The organism is Meiothermus luteus, assembly GCF_003574085.1.
GTDB classification, from domain to species: Bacteria; Deinococcota; Deinococci; order Deinococcales; family Thermaceae; genus Meiothermus; species Meiothermus luteus.
The window spans coordinates 1-15499 of the sequence record NZ_QWKZ01000065.1; the positions used below are offsets into that span (position 1 = coordinate 1).

General features: G+C 65.5%; 18 protein-coding genes and 1 pseudogene. 9 read left to right on the forward strand and 10 right to left on the reverse strand.

All coding sequences use genetic code 11. The features are described from left to right. The coding region (locus Mlute_RS09985; protein WP_182482533.1) for an epoxyqueuosine reductase at positions 1 to 575 on the forward strand (575 nt) is incomplete at its 5' end. Here Mlute_RS09985 and Mlute_RS09990 read toward each other — a convergent pair. Further along, positions 558 to 917 (reverse strand): winged helix-turn-helix transcriptional regulator, encoded by a 360-nt coding sequence (locus tag Mlute_RS09990; protein WP_119360514.1) that lies wholly within the window; start codon positions 915 to 917, stop codon positions 558 to 560. The genes Mlute_RS09985 and Mlute_RS09990 overlap by 18 nt on opposite strands. Before the next feature lie 118 nt (positions 918 to 1035). Here Mlute_RS09990 and Mlute_RS09995 point away from each other — a divergent pair, with 118 nt between their 5' ends. The 3 genes from Mlute_RS09995 to Mlute_RS10005 are packed head-to-tail and all read left to right on the forward strand — an operon-like array spanning position 1036 to position 3137. Then, complete coding sequence (locus Mlute_RS09995) at positions 1036 to 1572, forward strand: YceI family protein (RefSeq protein WP_119360515.1); 537 nt, start codon at positions 1036 to 1038, stop codon at positions 1570 to 1572. 7 nt (positions 1573 to 1579) lie between these two features. Beyond that, the gene (locus Mlute_RS10000; RefSeq protein ID WP_119360516.1) at positions 1580 to 2533 is read left to right on the forward strand and encodes a ring-cleaving dioxygenase; all 954 of its coding nucleotides are present in this window, start codon (positions 1580 to 1582) and stop codon (positions 2531 to 2533) included. Beyond that, entirely contained in the window at positions 2520 to 3137 is a 618-nt protein-coding gene (locus Mlute_RS10005; protein WP_119360517.1) for an alpha/beta hydrolase, read from the forward strand. The genes Mlute_RS10000 and Mlute_RS10005 overlap by 14 nt, the downstream gene beginning before the upstream one ends. Positions 3138 to 3163: 26 nt before the next feature. Here the strand turns inward: Mlute_RS10005 and Mlute_RS10010 are convergent, their stop codons facing one another. Then, a complete protein-coding gene (locus tag Mlute_RS10010; protein ID WP_119360518.1) occupies positions 3164 to 3790 on the reverse strand; it encodes a metallophosphoesterase in 627 nt (208 codons plus the stop codon). A 100-nt stretch (positions 3791 to 3890) separates the two neighbouring features. Here Mlute_RS10010 and Mlute_RS10015 point away from each other — a divergent pair, with 100 nt between their 5' ends. Continuing rightward, positions 3891 to 5468, forward strand: a complete 1578-nt coding sequence (locus Mlute_RS10015) for a DNA repair protein RecN (RefSeq protein ID WP_119360529.1) — start codon at positions 3891 to 3893, stop codon at positions 5466 to 5468. A gap of 73 nt (positions 5469 to 5541) precedes the next feature. Then, the gene (locus tag Mlute_RS10020) at positions 5542 to 6879 is read left to right on the forward strand and encodes a diguanylate cyclase (protein ID WP_182482534.1); all 1338 of its coding nucleotides are present in this window, start codon (positions 5542 to 5544) and stop codon (positions 6877 to 6879) included. Here the strand turns inward: Mlute_RS10020 and Mlute_RS10025 are convergent. The 4 genes from Mlute_RS10025 to Mlute_RS10040 all read right to left on the reverse strand — a co-directional run bounded on the left by Mlute_RS10025 (position 6853) and on the right by Mlute_RS10040 (position 9450). Further along, positions 6853 to 7473, reverse strand: a complete 621-nt coding sequence (locus Mlute_RS10025; protein ID WP_119360520.1) for a MarC family protein — start codon at positions 7471 to 7473, stop codon at positions 6853 to 6855. The genes Mlute_RS10020 and Mlute_RS10025 overlap by 27 nt on opposite strands. 10 nt (positions 7474 to 7483) lie before the next feature. After that, positions 7484 to 7948 (reverse strand): arginine repressor, encoded by a 465-nt coding sequence (gene argR / locus Mlute_RS10030; protein WP_119360521.1) that lies wholly within the window; start codon positions 7946 to 7948, stop codon positions 7484 to 7486. 95 nt (positions 7949 to 8043) lie between these two features. Then, positions 8044 to 8352 (reverse strand): DNA-directed RNA polymerase subunit omega, encoded by a 309-nt coding sequence (rpoZ, locus tag Mlute_RS10035; RefSeq protein ID WP_119360522.1) that lies wholly within the window; start codon positions 8350 to 8352, stop codon positions 8044 to 8046. A 51-nt stretch (positions 8353 to 8403) separates the two neighbouring features. Continuing rightward, the gene (locus tag Mlute_RS10040; protein WP_119360523.1) at positions 8404 to 9450 is read right to left on the reverse strand and encodes an NADH:flavin oxidoreductase/NADH oxidase; all 1047 of its coding nucleotides are present in this window, start codon (positions 9448 to 9450) and stop codon (positions 8404 to 8406) included. A 199-nt stretch (positions 9451 to 9649) separates the two neighbouring features. Here Mlute_RS10040 and Mlute_RS10045 point away from each other — a divergent pair, with 199 nt between their 5' ends. Genes Mlute_RS10045 through Mlute_RS10055 form a run of 3 tightly spaced genes read left to right on the forward strand, consistent with a single transcriptional unit; the run spans position 9650 to position 12524 of the window. Then, positions 9650 to 10798: an acyl-CoA dehydrogenase family protein gene (locus Mlute_RS10045; RefSeq protein WP_119360524.1), complete on the forward strand. Its 1149-nt coding sequence runs from the start codon at positions 9650 to 9652 to the stop codon at positions 10796 to 10798. A gap of 15 nt (positions 10799 to 10813) precedes the next feature. Then, the gene (locus tag Mlute_RS10050; RefSeq protein ID WP_119360525.1) at positions 10814 to 11560 is read left to right on the forward strand and encodes an electron transfer flavoprotein subunit beta/FixA family protein; all 747 of its coding nucleotides are present in this window, start codon (positions 10814 to 10816) and stop codon (positions 11558 to 11560) included. Between the two features lie 25 nt (positions 11561 to 11585). Continuing rightward, positions 11586 to 12524 carry an electron transfer flavoprotein subunit alpha/FixB family protein gene (locus tag Mlute_RS10055; protein WP_119360526.1) on the forward strand — a complete coding sequence of 313 codons (939 nt, stop codon included), beginning with the start codon at positions 11586 to 11588 and terminating at the stop codon, positions 12522 to 12524. A 41-nt stretch (positions 12525 to 12565) separates the two neighbouring features. Here Mlute_RS10055 and Mlute_RS10060 read toward each other — a convergent pair whose 3' ends face one another. From Mlute_RS10060 to Mlute_RS10075, 4 genes and pseudogenes are all read right to left on the reverse strand, one after another. Next, entirely contained in the window at positions 12566 to 13855 is a 1290-nt protein-coding gene (locus Mlute_RS10060; RefSeq protein WP_119360527.1) for a PEGA domain-containing protein, read from the reverse strand. Positions 13856 to 13865: 10 nt separating this feature from the next. Further along, on the reverse strand, positions 13866 to 14231 hold the full coding sequence (locus Mlute_RS10065; protein WP_119360528.1) for a hypothetical protein: 366 nt from the start codon (positions 14229 to 14231) through the stop codon (positions 13866 to 13868). 11 nt (positions 14232 to 14242) lie between these two features. Continuing rightward, on the reverse strand, positions 14243 to 14749 hold the full coding sequence (locus Mlute_RS10070) for a hypothetical protein (protein ID WP_245958936.1): 507 nt from the start codon (positions 14747 to 14749) through the stop codon (positions 14243 to 14245). Positions 14750 to 14845: 96 nt separating this feature from the next. Then, a pseudogene (locus Mlute_RS10075) lies at positions 14846 to 15499 on the reverse strand (E3 binding domain-containing protein); the annotation flags it as partial.

Genomic DNA, 15499 nt, shown 5'->3' on the forward strand with positions numbered 1-15499 from the left:
CGCCCCCACCCTACCCCGACCGCTGTGGGGCTTGTGCCCGTTGCTTGGGGGGCTGCCCCACGGGGGCCCTGCTGGGGGATGGGACCCTGGACGCCCGGCGCTGCATCAGCTACTGGACGATTGAGCACCGCGGAACCATACCCCTCGAGCTGTGGAGCGGCTTAGGGGACTGGCTCTTCGGCTGCGATGTTTGCCAGGAAGTCTGTCCCTGGAACCGCAAGGCCCGGGCTTTCTGGGCCGGTTTCTCCCCAGAGGCCGATTTGGCCTACCCCAACCTGCTGGACTTCTTTGAGCTGTCCTCCAGGGCCTTTGAGCGAAGGTACGCCGGAACCGCTTTCCTGCGGCCAGGGCGTACCCGCATGGCCCGCAACGCCCTGGTGGTGCTCTCTAACCTCGCCTATCCAGAGCTTCTCCCCCTGGCCCTCAAGGCCGCCCAGGATGTGAATCCCGTGGTCCGGGCCACCGCTGCCCAGGCCCTGGCCCGGCTGGGGGAGCGGGCCCTTTTGGAGAGGTTCTTCCAAGACCCCGACCCCAAAGTGGCCGGGGTGGCTCGAGGGCTAAGGGAGGCCCTCTGAGGGCTTGGGCAGGTAGGCCCGGCTCCAGCGGTCTATGGCCTCTATGACCTCTTGTAGGGCCTGCCCCGCTTGGGTCAGGGCGTAGCTGGTGCGGGGGGGCATGGTGGAGTGGATGGTTTTGGAGATGATGCCTAGCTGCTCGAGCTTCTCCAGGCGCTGGGCTAGGGTGGCCGGGTTGCAGCCCCCTACCGCCCGGGAGAGTTCGTTGAAGCCCCGGGGACCCTGCAGCAGGCTGCGGATGATGTGCAGCGTCCACTTCTCCTGCAGGATGTTGATGGCTTCGTACACCGGGCAGAAGCTGTGGTCGGCCTCGGCGGTTGCTTGAACGGAGTGCCTGGGCATCCTGGCCCTAGTGTACCATGATGCTTTCTATGTCCAAATACTTGACAACAAATATCGCTATAAAATATGATGCGCAAGCCTGGCCGCCCGCAGCGCGGCGAGGCAGGGAGGAAGCAGAATGCGCTGGAACTTGGACAGCAGCCATACCAACGTGGCCTTTTCGGTAAAGCACATGGGCCTTTTCACCGTGCGCGGCCAGTTTAAAAAGGCCGCCGGTCTGGTGGTGACCAACGAGAAGGGGGTGCCCGAGCGGGTGGAGGCCACCATTGAGGCGGCCAGCATTGAGACGGGGGATGCCCAGCGCGACGCCCACCTGCGCTCGGGGGATTTCCTGGATGTGGAGAACTACCCGGAAATCCGTTTTGTGAGCCGGAAGGTGGAGGCCTTGGGCGAGGGGCGCTACCGGATTTTGGGCGACCTGACCATCCGTGGGACGACGCGGGAGGTGGCCCTGGAGGCCGAGGTCAGCCCGCCGGTAAAGGACCCTTGGGGCAATACCCGCATCGGGGCCAGCGCCAGCGGGACGCTCAACCGCAAGGACTTCGGCCTGACCTGGAACCAGGTGCTGGAGTTTGGGGCTTTGTTGGTGGGGGAGGAGGTTCACTTCACCGTGGACGTGGAGGCGGTGGCGGTCCCTGAACCCGCGGCGGTTTAGGGGAAGGATGCGCCCTGTTCTTGGCTTACACCATATTACGGCCATTGCCGGCAGCGCCCAGGGCAATTTGGACTTCTACGCCGGGGTGCTGGGGCTTCGCTTGGTCAAGCGGAGCGTGAACCAGGACGACCCGGGCACCTACCACCTGTTCTACGCCGACGCGGAGGGGCGGCCCGGTACCGACTTGACCTTTTTCCCTTGGGAACGCCTGGCCCCGGGCCGCAAGGGCAGCGGGCTCACAGTGGAGGTACAGCTCGCCGTGCCCCAGGGCAGCCTGGCTTACTGGGAAAGCAGGCTGGAACACTACGGGGTGCGGTTGGGTGCCCCTGAGGTGTGGTTTGGCGAGAGAGCCCTACCCTTCCGCGACCCGGACGGGCTCGAGCTGGCCTTGGTAGAGACGGCCCCCCGCCCGTTTAGCCCCTGGGAGAGGAGCGGGGTGCCCGAGCGGTTCCAGATCATGGGCCTGCATGGGGCGCGGCTGTGGGAAGGGGCTTTGGGGCCAACGGCGCAGTTCTTGGAACAGCTTGGTTTCTCCTACCTGGGGCACCAGGAGGGGTGGCGCCGCTACGCCTTGGCCCAAGGGGGTTCGGGAAGCTTCTTGGACATTAAGGAGCTGCCCCAAGCCCCCAAAGGCCGCTGGGGGGTGGGCAGCGTGCATCACCTGGCCTGGCGGGTAGAAGACCTAGAGCACCAGATGGAGGTGCGCCAGAGGATTCTATCCCTGGGCATCCTCGCTACCCGCTCTATTGACCGCTTCTGGTTTCGTTCCGTCTACTTCAGCGAACCGGGCGGGGTGGTCTTTGAGCTGGCCACCGACGGCCCTGGCTTTGGGGTGGACGAAGACCCCGCCCACCTGGGAGAGCGCCTGGTGCTGCCTCCTTGGCTCGAGCCCAGGCGGGCCCAGATAGAAGCCGGGTTGCCCTCCCTTGCGTTGCCCAAGCCGCACCATGAGCGGGCTTAGCTTTGTCCACCGCTTCGAGCCAGGCCCCCGGCCCTGCCTGCTGCTCCTGCTGCACGGCACCGGGGGCAACGAGGACGACCTGGTGCCCCTGGCCCAACGCCTTGCTCCGGGCGTGCCCTTACTGGCTCCAAGGGGCAAGGTTTTGGAAAACGGCGCCCCCCGTTTTTTCCGCCGGCTGGCCCCCGGGGTCTTTGACGAAGCAGACCTGAGGGTCCAGGCCGCCGACCTGGCTGCCTTCGTCGGGGCAGCCCAGGGCCACTACGGGCTGGAAGGCCTACCGGTCTACGCAATGGGCTACTCCAACGGGGCCAACATGGCCGCGGCCTTGTTGCTGCTTCACCCTAGCCTGTTGGAGGGGGCCCTCTTGCTCCGGCCCGTGCTTCCCCTCCGGCCCCACCCTCTTCCGGACCTTTCGGGCAAGGCGGTGTATGTGGCCGCAGGGGAAAAAGACCCCTGGGCGCCTCGGGAACGGGTGGAAGCCTTGCTGGAATCCTTAGAACGGGCCGGGGCACGGGTTGAGGCCGCCTGGTGGCCTGCCGGGCACGCCTTAGAAACCCCAGAGCTGGCCGCCGCCCGGGCCTGGCTGGCCCGGCGCCTGCCCTGAACCAGGCCCCGCCGCGCGACGGGGCCTCACAGCTCGATCAGGGTGTAGGCGAAGGCGTTGACCACCCGCACGCCCTCCGGGCTCAGGTACTCCCGCTGGGGCTGGGCTTCGTAGAGGTGCACATGCCCGTGCACGTGCAGCCTGGGGCGGTAAAGGCGGTGGAAAAGCCCCAGGGCGCTGCTGCCTCGGTGGGCGAAGTCGGGGCCGGCATGGGGGCCTGGGGGAGGGGCGTGGCTGAGCAGGATGTCCACGCCGTGCCCCTGGGCCAGCCGGTGGGGCATGAGCAGGGGGAGCCAGGACAGAAACCGGCCCTGTGCCTCCGCCTCGGCATACTGCCCCATCTCGCGGCGGTTGTAGCGGGGACAGCCGCCCCATCCGGCAATCCTCAGCCCAGCCACCCGCACAATCCGCCCGTGGGCTGGGATGGCCCCCCCGGGCGGGGTGAGGTGGCCCAGGTAGTCCTGCACATACTCTTCCTTGTGGTTGCCGTGGACGTAGACCACCGGCACCCGGACCTTGGTGGCTACGAACTCTATGTAGCTTCCCGGAAGGTCGCCGGCGATGAGCACCAGGTCAAAAGGAGGCAGGTTGCTGGGAAAGCGCTCCTGGTAGATGAAGGGGTGAATCTGGTCGGAAAGGGCCAAAATCCGCACGGGTAGAGCTTCCTTATTTGCCCTCAGATTACACCCTTTGGCCCAAACCTTGGCCGCGTTCTGTTTCCGGCAAAACCCCTGTGATACCCTGGGGCTGGCTATGCTAGAACGCCTCGAGGTGCAGAACTTGGCGGTGCTGGAGCGGGTGTCCCTCGAGCCAGGCCCAGGCCTTACCGCGCTCACCGGGGAAACCGGGGCGGGCAAGAGCCTTTTGGTGGACGCTTTGCTGCTCCTTCTGGGGGAAAGGGCCGAGGGGTTGTTGCGCCCGGGGGCGGATACCCTTCTGGTCACGGCCTTTTTCAACGGAAAGAGCCTCTCCCGCAGGTTCTCGGGAGGGCGCAGCCTGGCCCGGATTGAAGGGGAGGTGGTGAGCCTGAGGGAGCTGGCCGAGGAGGCCAGCCGGCACCTGGCGGTGCATGCCCAGCACGCGGCCTTAGCCCTCGTGGGCCGCAAGGCCCAGCGCGGCTTTCTGGATGCCCGGGTAGAGCCCGGCCTCTTGGAGGGCTACCGCCAGGCCTACGCCCGCTACCAGGTCCTCCAAGAGGAAATCGCCGCCTTGGAGGCGGCGGCCCGCGAGCGGGAGCGCAAGGCGGACATCCTGCGCTTTCAAATCCAGGAGATTGAGCGGGCCCAGCTCCTTCCTGGTGAGCTCGAGCAGCTTCAGCGGGAGGCCGAGCGGTTGCGGCACCTGGAGGCCCTGCGGGCCCGGGTATCCGCGGCCACCGCGGCCCTGAGCGGGGAGGGCGATGCGCTGGGGCTGGTGGGGCTGGCCCTACGGGAGTTGCGGGCCGCTGGTCGGCACGACCCCCACCTAGAGTCTTTAGGACGCGACCTCGAGGGTGCCTTGGATGCTCTTAGGGCGGTTGGCCGAGAGCTGGAGGACTATCTGGAGGGCTTGGAGGCTGACCCTGAGCGGCTGGAGGAGGTGGAGGCCCGCCTAGCCCTAATTGAGCGGCTGGAACGCAAGTACGGCGAGGGGATTCTAGGCATCCTGGAGTTTGCCGAGGCGGCAAAACGCGAGCTGGAGGGGCTCGAGGGGGCTGAGGAGCGCCTTGGGGCCTTGCGTGCCGAGCGCGAGCGGGCCTGGGAAGAGCTTTGCACCTTTGGAAGGCGCTTGTCGGAGGCCCGCGAGGAGGTGGGGCAATGGTTGTCCGAGGCGGCCACGCAGGAAATTCGGGCCTTGGGAATGCCCACCGCTCGGCTTCGGGTGGCCCTTCTTCCTCTGGAAAGCCCGGGCCCCGAGGGCCTAGAGGAGGTGCAGTTTTTCTTTTCGGCTAACCCCGACCTGGCCGAAGCGCCCCTGGAAAAGGCCGCCTCGGGGGGGGAGCTTTCCCGGGTGATGTTGGCCTTGGCCCTTCTTACTGGGGCCGAGGCCGAGACGGTGGTTTTTGACGAGGTGGACGCTGGGGTTGGGGGGGAGGCGGCCTGGCGGGTGGCCGAGAGGCTGGCCTGCCTTGCTGAGGGCCGCCAGGTGTTGGTGGTCACCCACCTGCCCCAGATTGCCGCGCGGGCCCAGTTCCACTACCGGGTGGTCAAGGAGGGGGGGACGGTGCGGGTTGAGCGGGTGGAGGGGGAGGAGCGGGTGCGGGAATTGGCCCGGATGCTTTCGGGCAGCTACTCGGAAGCCGCCTTGGAGCATGCCCGGGAGCTGCTTGCGGTCGGCAGAAGGCCCATTTGAAGCCCTACGGCTCGAGCAGCGGTTGCAGGAGAGGCACCGGCTGCATACACTAGGGGCAAACTTTGTAATTTTTATGGACAAGCCTGGCGTGGTACTTGAACCCGAGACCCTGGCCTGGCTGGATGCGCTTCCAGAAGCGGCGGTCTGGCTGGACCTGGAGGGGCGCATCGGCTGGTATAACCCGGCTGCCGCCTCCTTGCTGTCCGGTGTCCAGCTCCTGGGCAGCTCCTTAGCGGACTGGTTGCAACCCGCTTCGGCGCTCCAGGGGCCGAGGTGGTGGCAGGGTAGTTCAGATGGGTTGTTGGGCCTTCCAGGCAAGCGTTGGCGCTGGTTTAGGCCAAGCCAGGCCCCCTACAAAGGTGGTTGGCTTTGCATCTTGCACGAGGTAACCCAGGAGTATACCCAGGCCCTGGCCTACGCCTCCTCCCTCGAGGTCCTCTCCAGCCTCCTCACCCAGGAGGAGAAGCTCGAGCACCTGTTTCAGCGGATTCTGGAGGCCGCGGTAAAGGTGGTGCCCGGCGCCGAGGCCGGTAGCCTCACCCTGCTCGAGAACGGGGCCTTCCGCTATGTGGCCCAGATCGGCTTTGACCCAGAGCTGACCCAACACTCGGTGAGCTACCAAGATGAGCTGCGCTGGTATGGGTTGGGAGAGGAGGCCTGGCTGCTTGGCAAGCCCCGTCTGCTGGTGGCCCCGGAGCTTCAAGAACGTTCGGGGAACACCGCAACGCCTGGCCTGGAGGTCTTTCAAAAGGCCGGGAAAATAGAACACCTAAAGGCCACCGTTACCGTTCCGGTTGTGCTCCAGGGCCAGGTGATGGGCACTTTGAACCTGGACGCTTTTACCTCCACTGAAGCCTTTCCAAAGGAGAGCCTGGCCATCGCCCAGACCTTTGCTCTGCAGGCTGCTACGGTGCTTTATGGGCTTCTGTCCCGGCGCTACCTTTCCGAGCTGGCCCTTCAAGACGCCCTTACCGGACTGGGCAACCGCCGGGCCTTGGAGGAGGACTTTGTGCGCATCAAGGCCCAGGCGGAGCGGTTGGACCTGCCCCTTACCCTCATCTACTGGGACATGGATGGCCTAAAGCGAATCAACGACCACTATGGCCACGCCGCGGGGGATCAAGCCCTCAAGATACTGGCCACAGTTTTGAGAAGCGTGATGCGCAAGGAGGACCAGGCCTTTCGCATCGGTGGGGACGAGTTCGTGAGCCTGCACCTGGGGCTGCCCCTGGAGGAGGCTCCGGAGGTGATTGAGCGGGTCCGGGCCGAACTCCATGTGGAGGTGAGCGCGGGGGCGGTTCGGGTCTCCGCCCTGATGGACCTGGCCACCGCCCTGAGCCAGGGGGATGCGGCCATGTACGCCGACAAGCGCCGGGCGCTCCGCTCAACGGAGGCTGAGGAGGGTCTTTAGCCCGTCGGCCACGTACTGGACTGCCAAGGCTGCCAGCAGGATTCCCAGCACCCGGGTAATCACGTTGATGCCCGTGCGGCCAAGCGAGCTGGCGAACTTGAGCGCGGCGCGGAGCGCCCAGTAGGTGATGAAGAGCACCGCTGCGGCCATCAGCAGCACCAGCACGAACCCCCAGGCCCCACCGGGGGCCGTCCCGGTCAGGATGAGCACCGCTGCCAGGGTGCCAGGCCCAGCGATCAGGGGGATGGCCAGGGGGAAGACCGATATGTCCGAGCGGGCTTGGGACTCCACGTGTTCCTCGGTGGTCTCGCGCTCGAGCCGGGCGTAGACCATGTCTAGGGCAATTCGAAAAAGGAGTATTCCCCCGGCCACCTTGAGCGCGGCCAGGCTAATGCCCAGGTGATGCAAGACTGCATTGCCCACCAGGGCGAAACTCAGAACCAGGAGTCCTGCGATAAGGGTGGCCCGCAGCGCAATGCGCTTCTGCTCAGCGTAACTGCGGGTGCCCACCAGGGCCAGAAAGAGGGGAATGAGGCCGATGGGGTCAATCAGCACGAAAAAGGTCAGGAAGGCTTTTAGGGCGAATTCAACCATAGGCGGGGGGTTAGCCTAAGGCCATCAGGGACTCAAACTCCTCCTGTAGGGCCTGGGCCTGCTCTTTTGAACGGGCCACCACCAAAATGGCGTCCTCGCCGGCTAGGGTGCCCACGATGTCATCCCGGCGCAAGCGGTCAATCAGGAGGGCAATGCCCGAGGCGTGGCCTTCCGAGACCTTGAGCACCAGAATGTTTTCCCCCCGGTCCACGTCGTGGACAAAGGTGGGGAAGATGCGGCGGAGCTCCTCCTTGGCATGTTCGGCCATCTCCATGCCCGCAAGCACGTACTTGTGCTTTCCGCCTCCTAAGGGCAGGCGTACCAGCCGCATCTCGTTGATGTCGCGGCTTACGGTGGCCTGAGTGACCTTGAAGTTCATCTGGCGTAGCCGCTCCACCAGCTCGGCCTGGGTGGATATGGTCTCCCGGCTGATGATTTCCTGGATGGCCCGTTGCCGTTGCTCCTTGCTTGCCATGAGGGTCCGCCTCCGACGATTATACGCTGAATACCCGGCCTTTCACGCATAAAAATGCAGGCCGACCTTGGCCGACCTGCTTCAGGGTAGCCCCTTTAGTCTGCGGACTCGCTCGCCTCGCGGGGGTACATCTGGTCGAGCAGCCGGGTCAGCCGGTCCTCGGGCAGCAGGCTCTCGCCAATTTTCAGCCGACCGGTGAGGAGTTCCTGCATGGCCCAGGTGACCGGGTTGGGGTCTGGCTTGTCGCCTTCCAGGGTATGCATGCGGGGCTGCTCCTTAGGCTCCAAGACGGTGTTTTTGAAGTCGTAGCGCAGAAGCTGCTGGGCCCGCTTGGCGGTTACCACCGTGAGGCGGTACTTGGAGTCGGTCAAGGAAAGGAGCTTGTCAATCCCGGGTTCTGCCACGTTCTACCTCCGCAACCAGACCTGCATTCTACCCCGAAGAGCGCCTGAGGTCTAGAAAGCCCGCTCGTACTGCGGAGGCCAGGTTTTGTGGCCCAGGGCCTGGCCGGCCCGGTAGGGCCAGTAGGGCTCCCGCAGCAACACCCGTCCCAGGAGGACCAGCTCAGCCTGGCCTTGCTGTAGGACCGCTTCGGCCTGGGAGGGCTCGGTGATGAGGCCTACCGCTCCTGTGGCCAGGCCCGTGGCCTTCCGCACCTCTGCGGCGAAGGGTACCTGGTATCCAGGTCCTAGAGGAATCCTTACACCGGGAAGGGCCCCACCTGAGGAACAGTCCAGCAGGTCCACGCCCCGCTGCCGAAGTGCTTCCGCTAGGGCTAGGGTGTCCTCGAGGCTCCACCCACCTTCCGCCCAGTCCACCGCCGAGACCCGCACCAGAAGGGGCAGCTCGGCGGGCCAGACCTCCCGCACCGCTTCAGCAACCTCCAGGGGGAAGCGCATGCGGTTCTCGCGGCTGCCCCCGTACCGGTCGGTGCGGTGGTTGGTCAGGGGGGAGAGGAAAGAGTGCAGCAGGTAGCCGTGGGCCATGTGGATTTCCAGCACCTCAAAGCCGGCCAGGAGGGCCCGCCTGGCCCCCTGCTGGAAGGCCCAGCGCACCTCCTCGAGCCCTGCTAGGTCCAGCTCCTGGGGCACAGGCCATCCCTCATCAAAGGCCAGGGGGCTGGGGGCCACCGGCGTCCAAAGGTGCAGTGGCTTTCCTCCTTTCCAAGGGCTCAAGACGCCCGCCTTGCGCCCGGCGTGGGCGATCTGGATGCCCGGAACGGCCCCCGCCGACTTAATGCGCCGGGCCAGCTCCTTCAGCCCCGGTAGGTGCTCGTCCGACCAGATGCCTAGGTCGTCGGGGCTGATGACCCCCCGGGCCTCCACCGCGGTGGCCTCTACGATAATCAGCCCCGCGCCGCCCACGGCCCGGGTGGGGTAGTGGAGCAGGTGCCACTCGGTCACCTGGCCTCCTTGGGCTGAGTACTGGCACATGGGGGACATGGCGATGCGGTTTTTGAGGGTGATGGAGCGCAGCTTTAGCGGGCTGAAAAGTAAGCTCATAGCGCGGATTCTACGCCTGAGAAAGGGATGTTTGTGGATTCCCATACACAGCGTTTTTCTGGCCCCGAACCCGTGATACGATGGACAGGCTGGGGAGAAAAAAGTTATACTCAGTACAAGAAGTGTTGCCGAGGGAGGTGAGGGAGAGCCGATAGCCAGTAGCCGATGGCCCGCTAGCTGTACGCTATCCGCGCTGCTTATGCCTGTGGACTTCAGCCTGACCGAAGAACAAAAAGAGCTGCAGAAGCTGGCTCGCCGCTTCGCCAGGGAGCAGATAGCCCCCATCGCCGCCGAGTACGACGCCAGGGAGGAGGTGCCTTGGGGCGTGGTGGAGAAGCTACACGAGGTGGGGTTGCTCAACGCCATTGTCCCTGAGGAGTACGGGGGGATGGGCTTGGGGATGCTCGAGGAGGTCATCATCGGTGAGGAGCTAGCCTGGGGGTGTATGGGCATCTACACCATTCCCATGGCCTCCGACCTGGGCATCACCCCCCTTTTGCTGGCCGGAACGCATGAGCAGAAGGAGCGCTTTCTGCGAAAAATTACCCAGAAGCCGGCCCTGGCGGCCTTTGCGCTTTCCGAGCCCGGAAATGGCTCCGATGCGGCGGCCCTTCGTACCCGGGCGGTGCGCCAGGGGGACCACTATGTGCTCAACGGCACCAAGACCTGGATTTCCAACGGGGGAGAGGCCGAGTGGGTAGTGGTCTTCGCCACCGTCAACCCCGAGGCCCGCCACAAGGGCGTGATTGCCATCGTGGTGGAAAAGGGTACTCCAGGCTTTACCGCCCACAAGCTCCACGGCAAGATGGGCCAGCGGGCCAGCGGCACCTACGAGCTGGTTTTTGAGGACTGCCGGGTTCCGGTTGAGAACCTGCTGGGCCAGGAAGGGGACGGGTTCAAGATTGCCATGCGCACCCTGGACAAGACCCGGATTCCGGTGGCGGCGGGCAGCGTAGGGGTGGCCCGGCGGGCCTTGGAGGAGGCTGCGCGTTACGCCAAGGAGCGGGAAGCCTTTGGTAGGCCCATCGCCGAGTTTCAAGCCATCCAGTTCAAGCTGGCCGAGATGCTCATGGGGATTGAGACGGCTCGAGCCTACACCTACTACGCGGCTTGGCTGGTGGACACTGCTCAGCCCCACGCCCATGCCGCGGCCATCGCCAAGGCCTATGCCTCGGAGATGGCCTTCGCCGCAGCCAACCAGGCCATCCAGATACACGGCGGTTACGGCTACATGCGCGAGTACCCGGTGGAAAAGCTTTTGCGCGATGTCAAGCTCAACCAAATCTACGAGGGCACCAACGAGATTCAGCGGCTTATCATCGCCCGCCACATACTGGGTCAGTTTTGATACAAGGAGGAAGAGGTGAAGTTCCTAGCGGTCGTAAGGCAGGTACCCGATGGCGAGTCCCGCCTCAAGATTGAGGGGGGCAAGGTGGACCTTTCCGGCGTCACGATGATCCTTGACCAGATGGACGAGTGGGCTGTGGAGGAGGTCATCCGTCTGCAAGAGAAGCACGGCGGGGAGAGCGTGGTGGTGGCTTTAGGGCCTGAGCGCTTTGAGGACGCCCTGCGCACCGCCTTGGCCATGGGCATAGACCGGGCGATCCACCTGGTGGCCGAGGGCTACTTGGACCCCATTACCCAGGCCGAGGCCCTGGCCGAGGTGATTCGGGCTGAGGCCCCCACCCTGGTCTTCACGGGGGGGCAGCAAGCCGACTGGGATGCCCAGGCCCTGGGGCCGGCCCTGGCCGAAGCCCTGGGCTGGCCAGTGGTGAGCTGGACCACCCAGATTGAGCTGGAGGGCGAGGGCCACGCCAAGGCCAAGCACGACCTGGACGAGGGCGCCGAGGTGGTGCGGGTGGCCCTGCCGGCGGTTTTCACCAGCCAGCAGGGCCTGAATGAACCCCGCTACCCCACCCTGCCCGGCATCATGAAGGCCAAGCGCAAAGAGCTGAAAAAGATACCCGTGAGCCTGCAAAGCCGGGTGGAAATTCTCGAGCAGAGCATCCAGGAGCGGGCCCGGCTCAACCGGATGATTGATGGAAAGGACCCGGTGGCCGCAGCCCACGAGCTGGTGCGGCTGTTGCACGAAGAGGCCAAGGTGATTTAGAAGGGCCCTTCTGGAGGTGTTGGGAATGATTCTTGTGGTTCTGGAACACGATGGCCAGCGCTTGCGCAAAGGCGCCTTGGAAGTTGTTGCCCGGGCCCGCCAGCTTGGCAGCCTGGGGCCCATCGCGGGGGTGGTCATTGGTGAGAACACCCAGGTGGTGGCCCAGGAGGCAGCCCGCTACCTGCCGTTGGTCTACGCTGCTGAGGTGGGGCCCTACACAGCGGAGAAATGGGCTGAGGCTGCCTATGCTGCGGTGCAAAGGAGTGGGGCCAGGGTGGTGGCGGCTACCGGAGGCCGCCAGAGCCGCACCTGGACGGCCCGGCTGGCCTACAAGATGAAGGCCGGCCTTCTGGAGGACACCCTGGAGACCAGCACCGACGGCCAGCACATCCTCGGTACCCGCTACAGCTACCTCAACCGGGTCACCGAGCGGCAGAAGGCCCCCCTACCGGTGGTCTTCACCGCCAAGCCCAACACCACCCCTCCGGCCGAGCCGCAGGAGGGTGGGCGGGTGGAGCCACTAGAGGTGAGCCTCCCTGCTGGGGTGGAGGTGCTGGAGCGCCTGAGCGAGCAGAAAAAGGGTGTCTCGCTCACCGAGGCCACCGTGGTGGTTACCGGCGGTCGGGGCCTTGGAAGCCCCGAGGCCTTCGCTGGGGTCGAGGAGCTGGCCGGTGTGCTGGGCGCCGCGGTGGGGGCGACCCGCGCGGTGGTGGATGCGGGCTGGCGTCCTTACAGCGAGCAGGTTGGCCAGACCGGGAAGACCGTACAGCCCAACCTTTACCTAGCCCTGGCGGTCTCGGGCGCAGTGCAGCACCAGGCCGGGATGAACAAGAGCAAGTACATCGCTGCGGTGAACAAAGACCCCGAGGCACCCATCTTCAAAATTGCCGATTACGGCATTGTGGGGGATGTGCACCAGGTGCTGCCCGCGCTGATTGAGGCGCTCAAGAAGCTAAGGGACTAAATAAACAAGGCCCCGGCGCTGCTATAGCGCCGGGGAGCAGCTCAGATTCGGCAGTTGTACAGGACCACCTGCCCCCGGGCAATTAGGCGGCCCAGCGTTCCGATTTCCCAGGTGTAGGTGCTGTTGGCGTAGACCAGGGTGGGGCTGGTGCGTACCAGCGGAAGCACATGAAAAGCCCCGTCGTAGAAGATGCGTGCCTGGTTGTTGCTGAGGTAGCTGACCACCAGGGTTCCGCCTTGGCAGGTGTAGGTTGCGGTTCCCGAGGGGCGCGCTGGCTGAACAGGCTGCACCGGCTGGACGGGTTGAACGGGCTGAACCGGCCGCACTGGGGGGGGTGGCGGGGCGATGGCCACCAGGTTGGCGCTTATGCGGGTGGTGCGGCCAGGCTGGACGGTGACGGTGGTGCGGAAGGTGCTAAAACCGCTGCGGCGCAGCTCCACGCTGTAGGTGCCGGGGGCCAGGGTGAGGTTGAGGGGGGTGCGGCCCGCCACCCGGTCCCCCACCAGCACCTCAGCACCGCGGGGGTTGCTGTCCACCGCCAGGAGGCCGGTGGGGGGTGGGGTGGCGGTAAGGGTCAGATTGAGCTGGGTGGTCTGGCCGGGCCGGATGGAGAAGGAGACCCGCAGGGGGTCGTAACCGCTGCGGCGCAGCTCGAGCCTGTACTCCCCCGCAGGCAGCTCGAGGACCAGCGGGGTGGTCCCCACCACCCGGCCGTCTATAAGGGCCTGGGCCTCGCTGGGGCTGCTGTTTAGGACCAGGGTGCCGGTGGTGGGCGGTGGGGGGAGCTGCCCTGCGATGAAATAGGCCTCGTCGGTGACCCAGTCGGTGGAGGGAAGCGGGCTGACCACGATGGACAGCGAACGAGCCAGGTTGTTTACCCCTCGGATGCGGGCCTGGCCGGTCTGGATGTCCACGATTTCCGAAACGTCCAGCGGACGGCGGCTGGCCACGGCCAGCACCCGGTCCTGGCCCGCGGGGCCTTCCACGGTGAAGGTGTAGCGGGCCCCAGGGCCTGGAAAGGTGCGCACCTCCCCGGCCTGGAGGAAGTTCTGCTGCTCAAAGGCGTTGGGCAGGATGCCCACGATTTCCCCCGTGGCCCGCACGCTGAAGAGGTAGACGTAGGCCGGCTGGGTTACCTGTACCGAGATTTGGATGGGCTCACCAAACTGGTAGACCGGGTTGCTGCTCTTGGAGGGGTCTTTGTCCACCCAGACCCGCACCTGGAGGTCGGGGGGCGGGGTGGGGTTCACGACAATGCCCTGCGGACGCAGGGTTTGCGCGAGGCCAAGGGCGAGCAAGGCTGAGCCTAGGACTCCGAGAAACCTTTTCATGCTTTCACCTCTAAAGCCCGCAGTTGCGGAGCACCACCTGGCCCCGCACGCTCAGGCTTCCCCAGCTTCCGTCCCATTCCCAGGTGTAGGCCCCCCCGGTTCCCCCGCTGTAAAGCAGGGTAGGGCTTCGGCGCAACAGGCTCAGGTTCTGGAAGGCGCCGTCGTAGAAGAGCCGCAGGTTGTTGCTGTCCAGGTAGTGCACCACCAGCGTGCCGCCGGTGCAACGGTAGGTAAAGGTCCCGGGGCCAGGGACGGGAACCACGGGCCGCACCGGGGTGACCGGCGGGTTTGGGGGAGCTGGCTCGTCCTCAAGGTCGAGGATAACCCGGCAAGAGGCCAGGCTGAGGGCTAGAAGGAGCAGAACAAGGCGTGCCATGGGCGCTCACCTCAGGGGCAGTTGGCGTAGGTGTCGTAGGTGTAGGAGCCGGAGTATTGAACACCGCTGCGGGTCGTGACCGTGACTGTGACCGTCGTGGCCCCATTCCTTGAGGTTGGCGGGTTGACAGGGGTGACGGTGATGGATTGCTGGCCCACGCCGGGGGGGAGGCTTTGGGGCACACCCCCTTCCCCAAAGGTTAGTTCCCCGATGAACACCAGGTCGTTTCCGTCGCGGCTGAGGTCAGCGATGGGACGGTCGAGGGTAAGGGTCCTTCCAGATGCCAAGCCCACATACCTCTCTTCAATCTTTGTGATCACCGAGGGGTCTGGCGCGCGGAATTTATAGCGCATCTGGCTGGTTTTGTTGGTGCAGAACACGTAGGCCCCGTCGGTGGTGCGCTGCCAGTTGCTGTCGAAGCGGAAGTTGGAAACTGGTAGCTCAACCAGCACGAGACAGCCGGACAGGCCTAGGGCCAGCCCCGCGAGCATCGCGCTGAGCAGGTAATTTCTTCCCATGCCTCGAGCCTAGCACACCCCCCCCACCCCGTGTAGGGGTAGAGGGGGCTTTTTTAAGCGAGGATGAAGGGGCAGCCCCGGAGGGTGTGCGGCCGGCTAGGCCAGCAGGATGGGCCGCTCGAGGTAGTACGCCACCCGCTCCAGGAGTTCTCCTGGTAGGCCCGCTCCCGCCTCTCCGGAGAGCGAGAGCAGGGCGTAATCCCCCTGGGCCCGGCCCAGAGTGAGGGTGGGAACACCGAAGAGGATCACCTGGTCAAAGGGGGTGTCCAGGAGGGAAAGCACCGCCAGGCCCTCGCCAGGCTCGGAGGCCACCTGGAGTGAGTCCAGAGTGCCCCGAAGGGTCTGAGCAGGGGCCACCCGCAGGCTCACCAGGGTGTCGCCCTCGAGGCTGCCCTTGGTGGGACGTAGGGGGGCTTGGAGGTCGGCCAAGGCCTTGGCCACTGCGCGGAAGAGAAGGGGGTAGAGCCCCACCTCCACCCGCCAAGCCTCACTCAGGGCGGAGGCGGCCTCCCGGGCAGGGCCCAGAGCTACCAGGCGCTGCCAGGCCTGCACCCGCAGCACCCTAGGGGCCGGGGCCGCTGTTTGGTTGTTCGCAAGAAGACTCGGAAACGGGTTGGAGGCTGGGGAAAGGGGCTCGGGCGGGGACGAGACCTGCTTCTGTGGAGGCTCCAGAGGGACAGGGGCTGCCTCCTCAGTTTCCCAAACCAAAGGGGGCGTGGAGGGAAGCTCGGGCTCTGGTTCCTTGAGACC

Coding starts and splice junctions, on each gene's coding strand:
- Mlute_RS09990 (WP_119360514.1), bottom strand. CDS start 917: ATGCCCAGGCACTCCGTTCAAGCAACCGCCGAGGCCGACCACAGCTTC.
- Mlute_RS09995 (WP_119360515.1), top strand. CDS start 1,036: ATGCGCTGGAACTTGGACAGCAGCCATACCAACGTGGCCTTTTCGGTA.
- Mlute_RS10000 (WP_119360516.1), top strand. CDS start 1,580: ATGCGCCCTGTTCTTGGCTTACACCATATTACGGCCATTGCCGGCAGC.
- Mlute_RS10005 (WP_119360517.1), top strand. CDS start 2,520: ATGAGCGGGCTTAGCTTTGTCCACCGCTTCGAGCCAGGCCCCCGGCCC.
- Mlute_RS10015 (WP_119360529.1), top strand. CDS start 3,891: ATGCTAGAACGCCTCGAGGTGCAGAACTTGGCGGTGCTGGAGCGGGTG.
- Mlute_RS10020 (WP_182482534.1), top strand. CDS start 5,542: ATGGACAAGCCTGGCGTGGTACTTGAACCCGAGACCCTGGCCTGGCTG.
- Mlute_RS10025 (WP_119360520.1), bottom strand. CDS start 7,473: ATGGTTGAATTCGCCCTAAAAGCCTTCCTGACCTTTTTCGTGCTGATT.
- argR (WP_119360521.1), bottom strand. CDS start 7,948: ATGGCAAGCAAGGAGCAACGGCAACGGGCCATCCAGGAAATCATCAGC.
- Mlute_RS10040 (WP_119360523.1), bottom strand. CDS start 9,450: ATGAGCTTACTTTTCAGCCCGCTAAAGCTGCGCTCCATCACCCTCAAA.
- Mlute_RS10045 (WP_119360524.1), top strand. CDS start 9,650: ATGCCTGTGGACTTCAGCCTGACCGAAGAACAAAAAGAGCTGCAGAAG.
- Mlute_RS10055 (WP_119360526.1), top strand. CDS start 11,586: ATGATTCTTGTGGTTCTGGAACACGATGGCCAGCGCTTGCGCAAAGGC.
- Mlute_RS10060 (WP_119360527.1), bottom strand. CDS start 13,855: ATGAAAAGGTTTCTCGGAGTCCTAGGCTCAGCCTTGCTCGCCCTTGGC.
- Mlute_RS10065 (WP_119360528.1), bottom strand. CDS start 14,231: ATGGCACGCCTTGTTCTGCTCCTTCTAGCCCTCAGCCTGGCCTCTTGC.
- Mlute_RS10070 (WP_245958936.1), bottom strand. CDS start 14,749: ATGGGAAGAAATTACCTGCTCAGCGCGATGCTCGCGGGGCTGGCCCTA.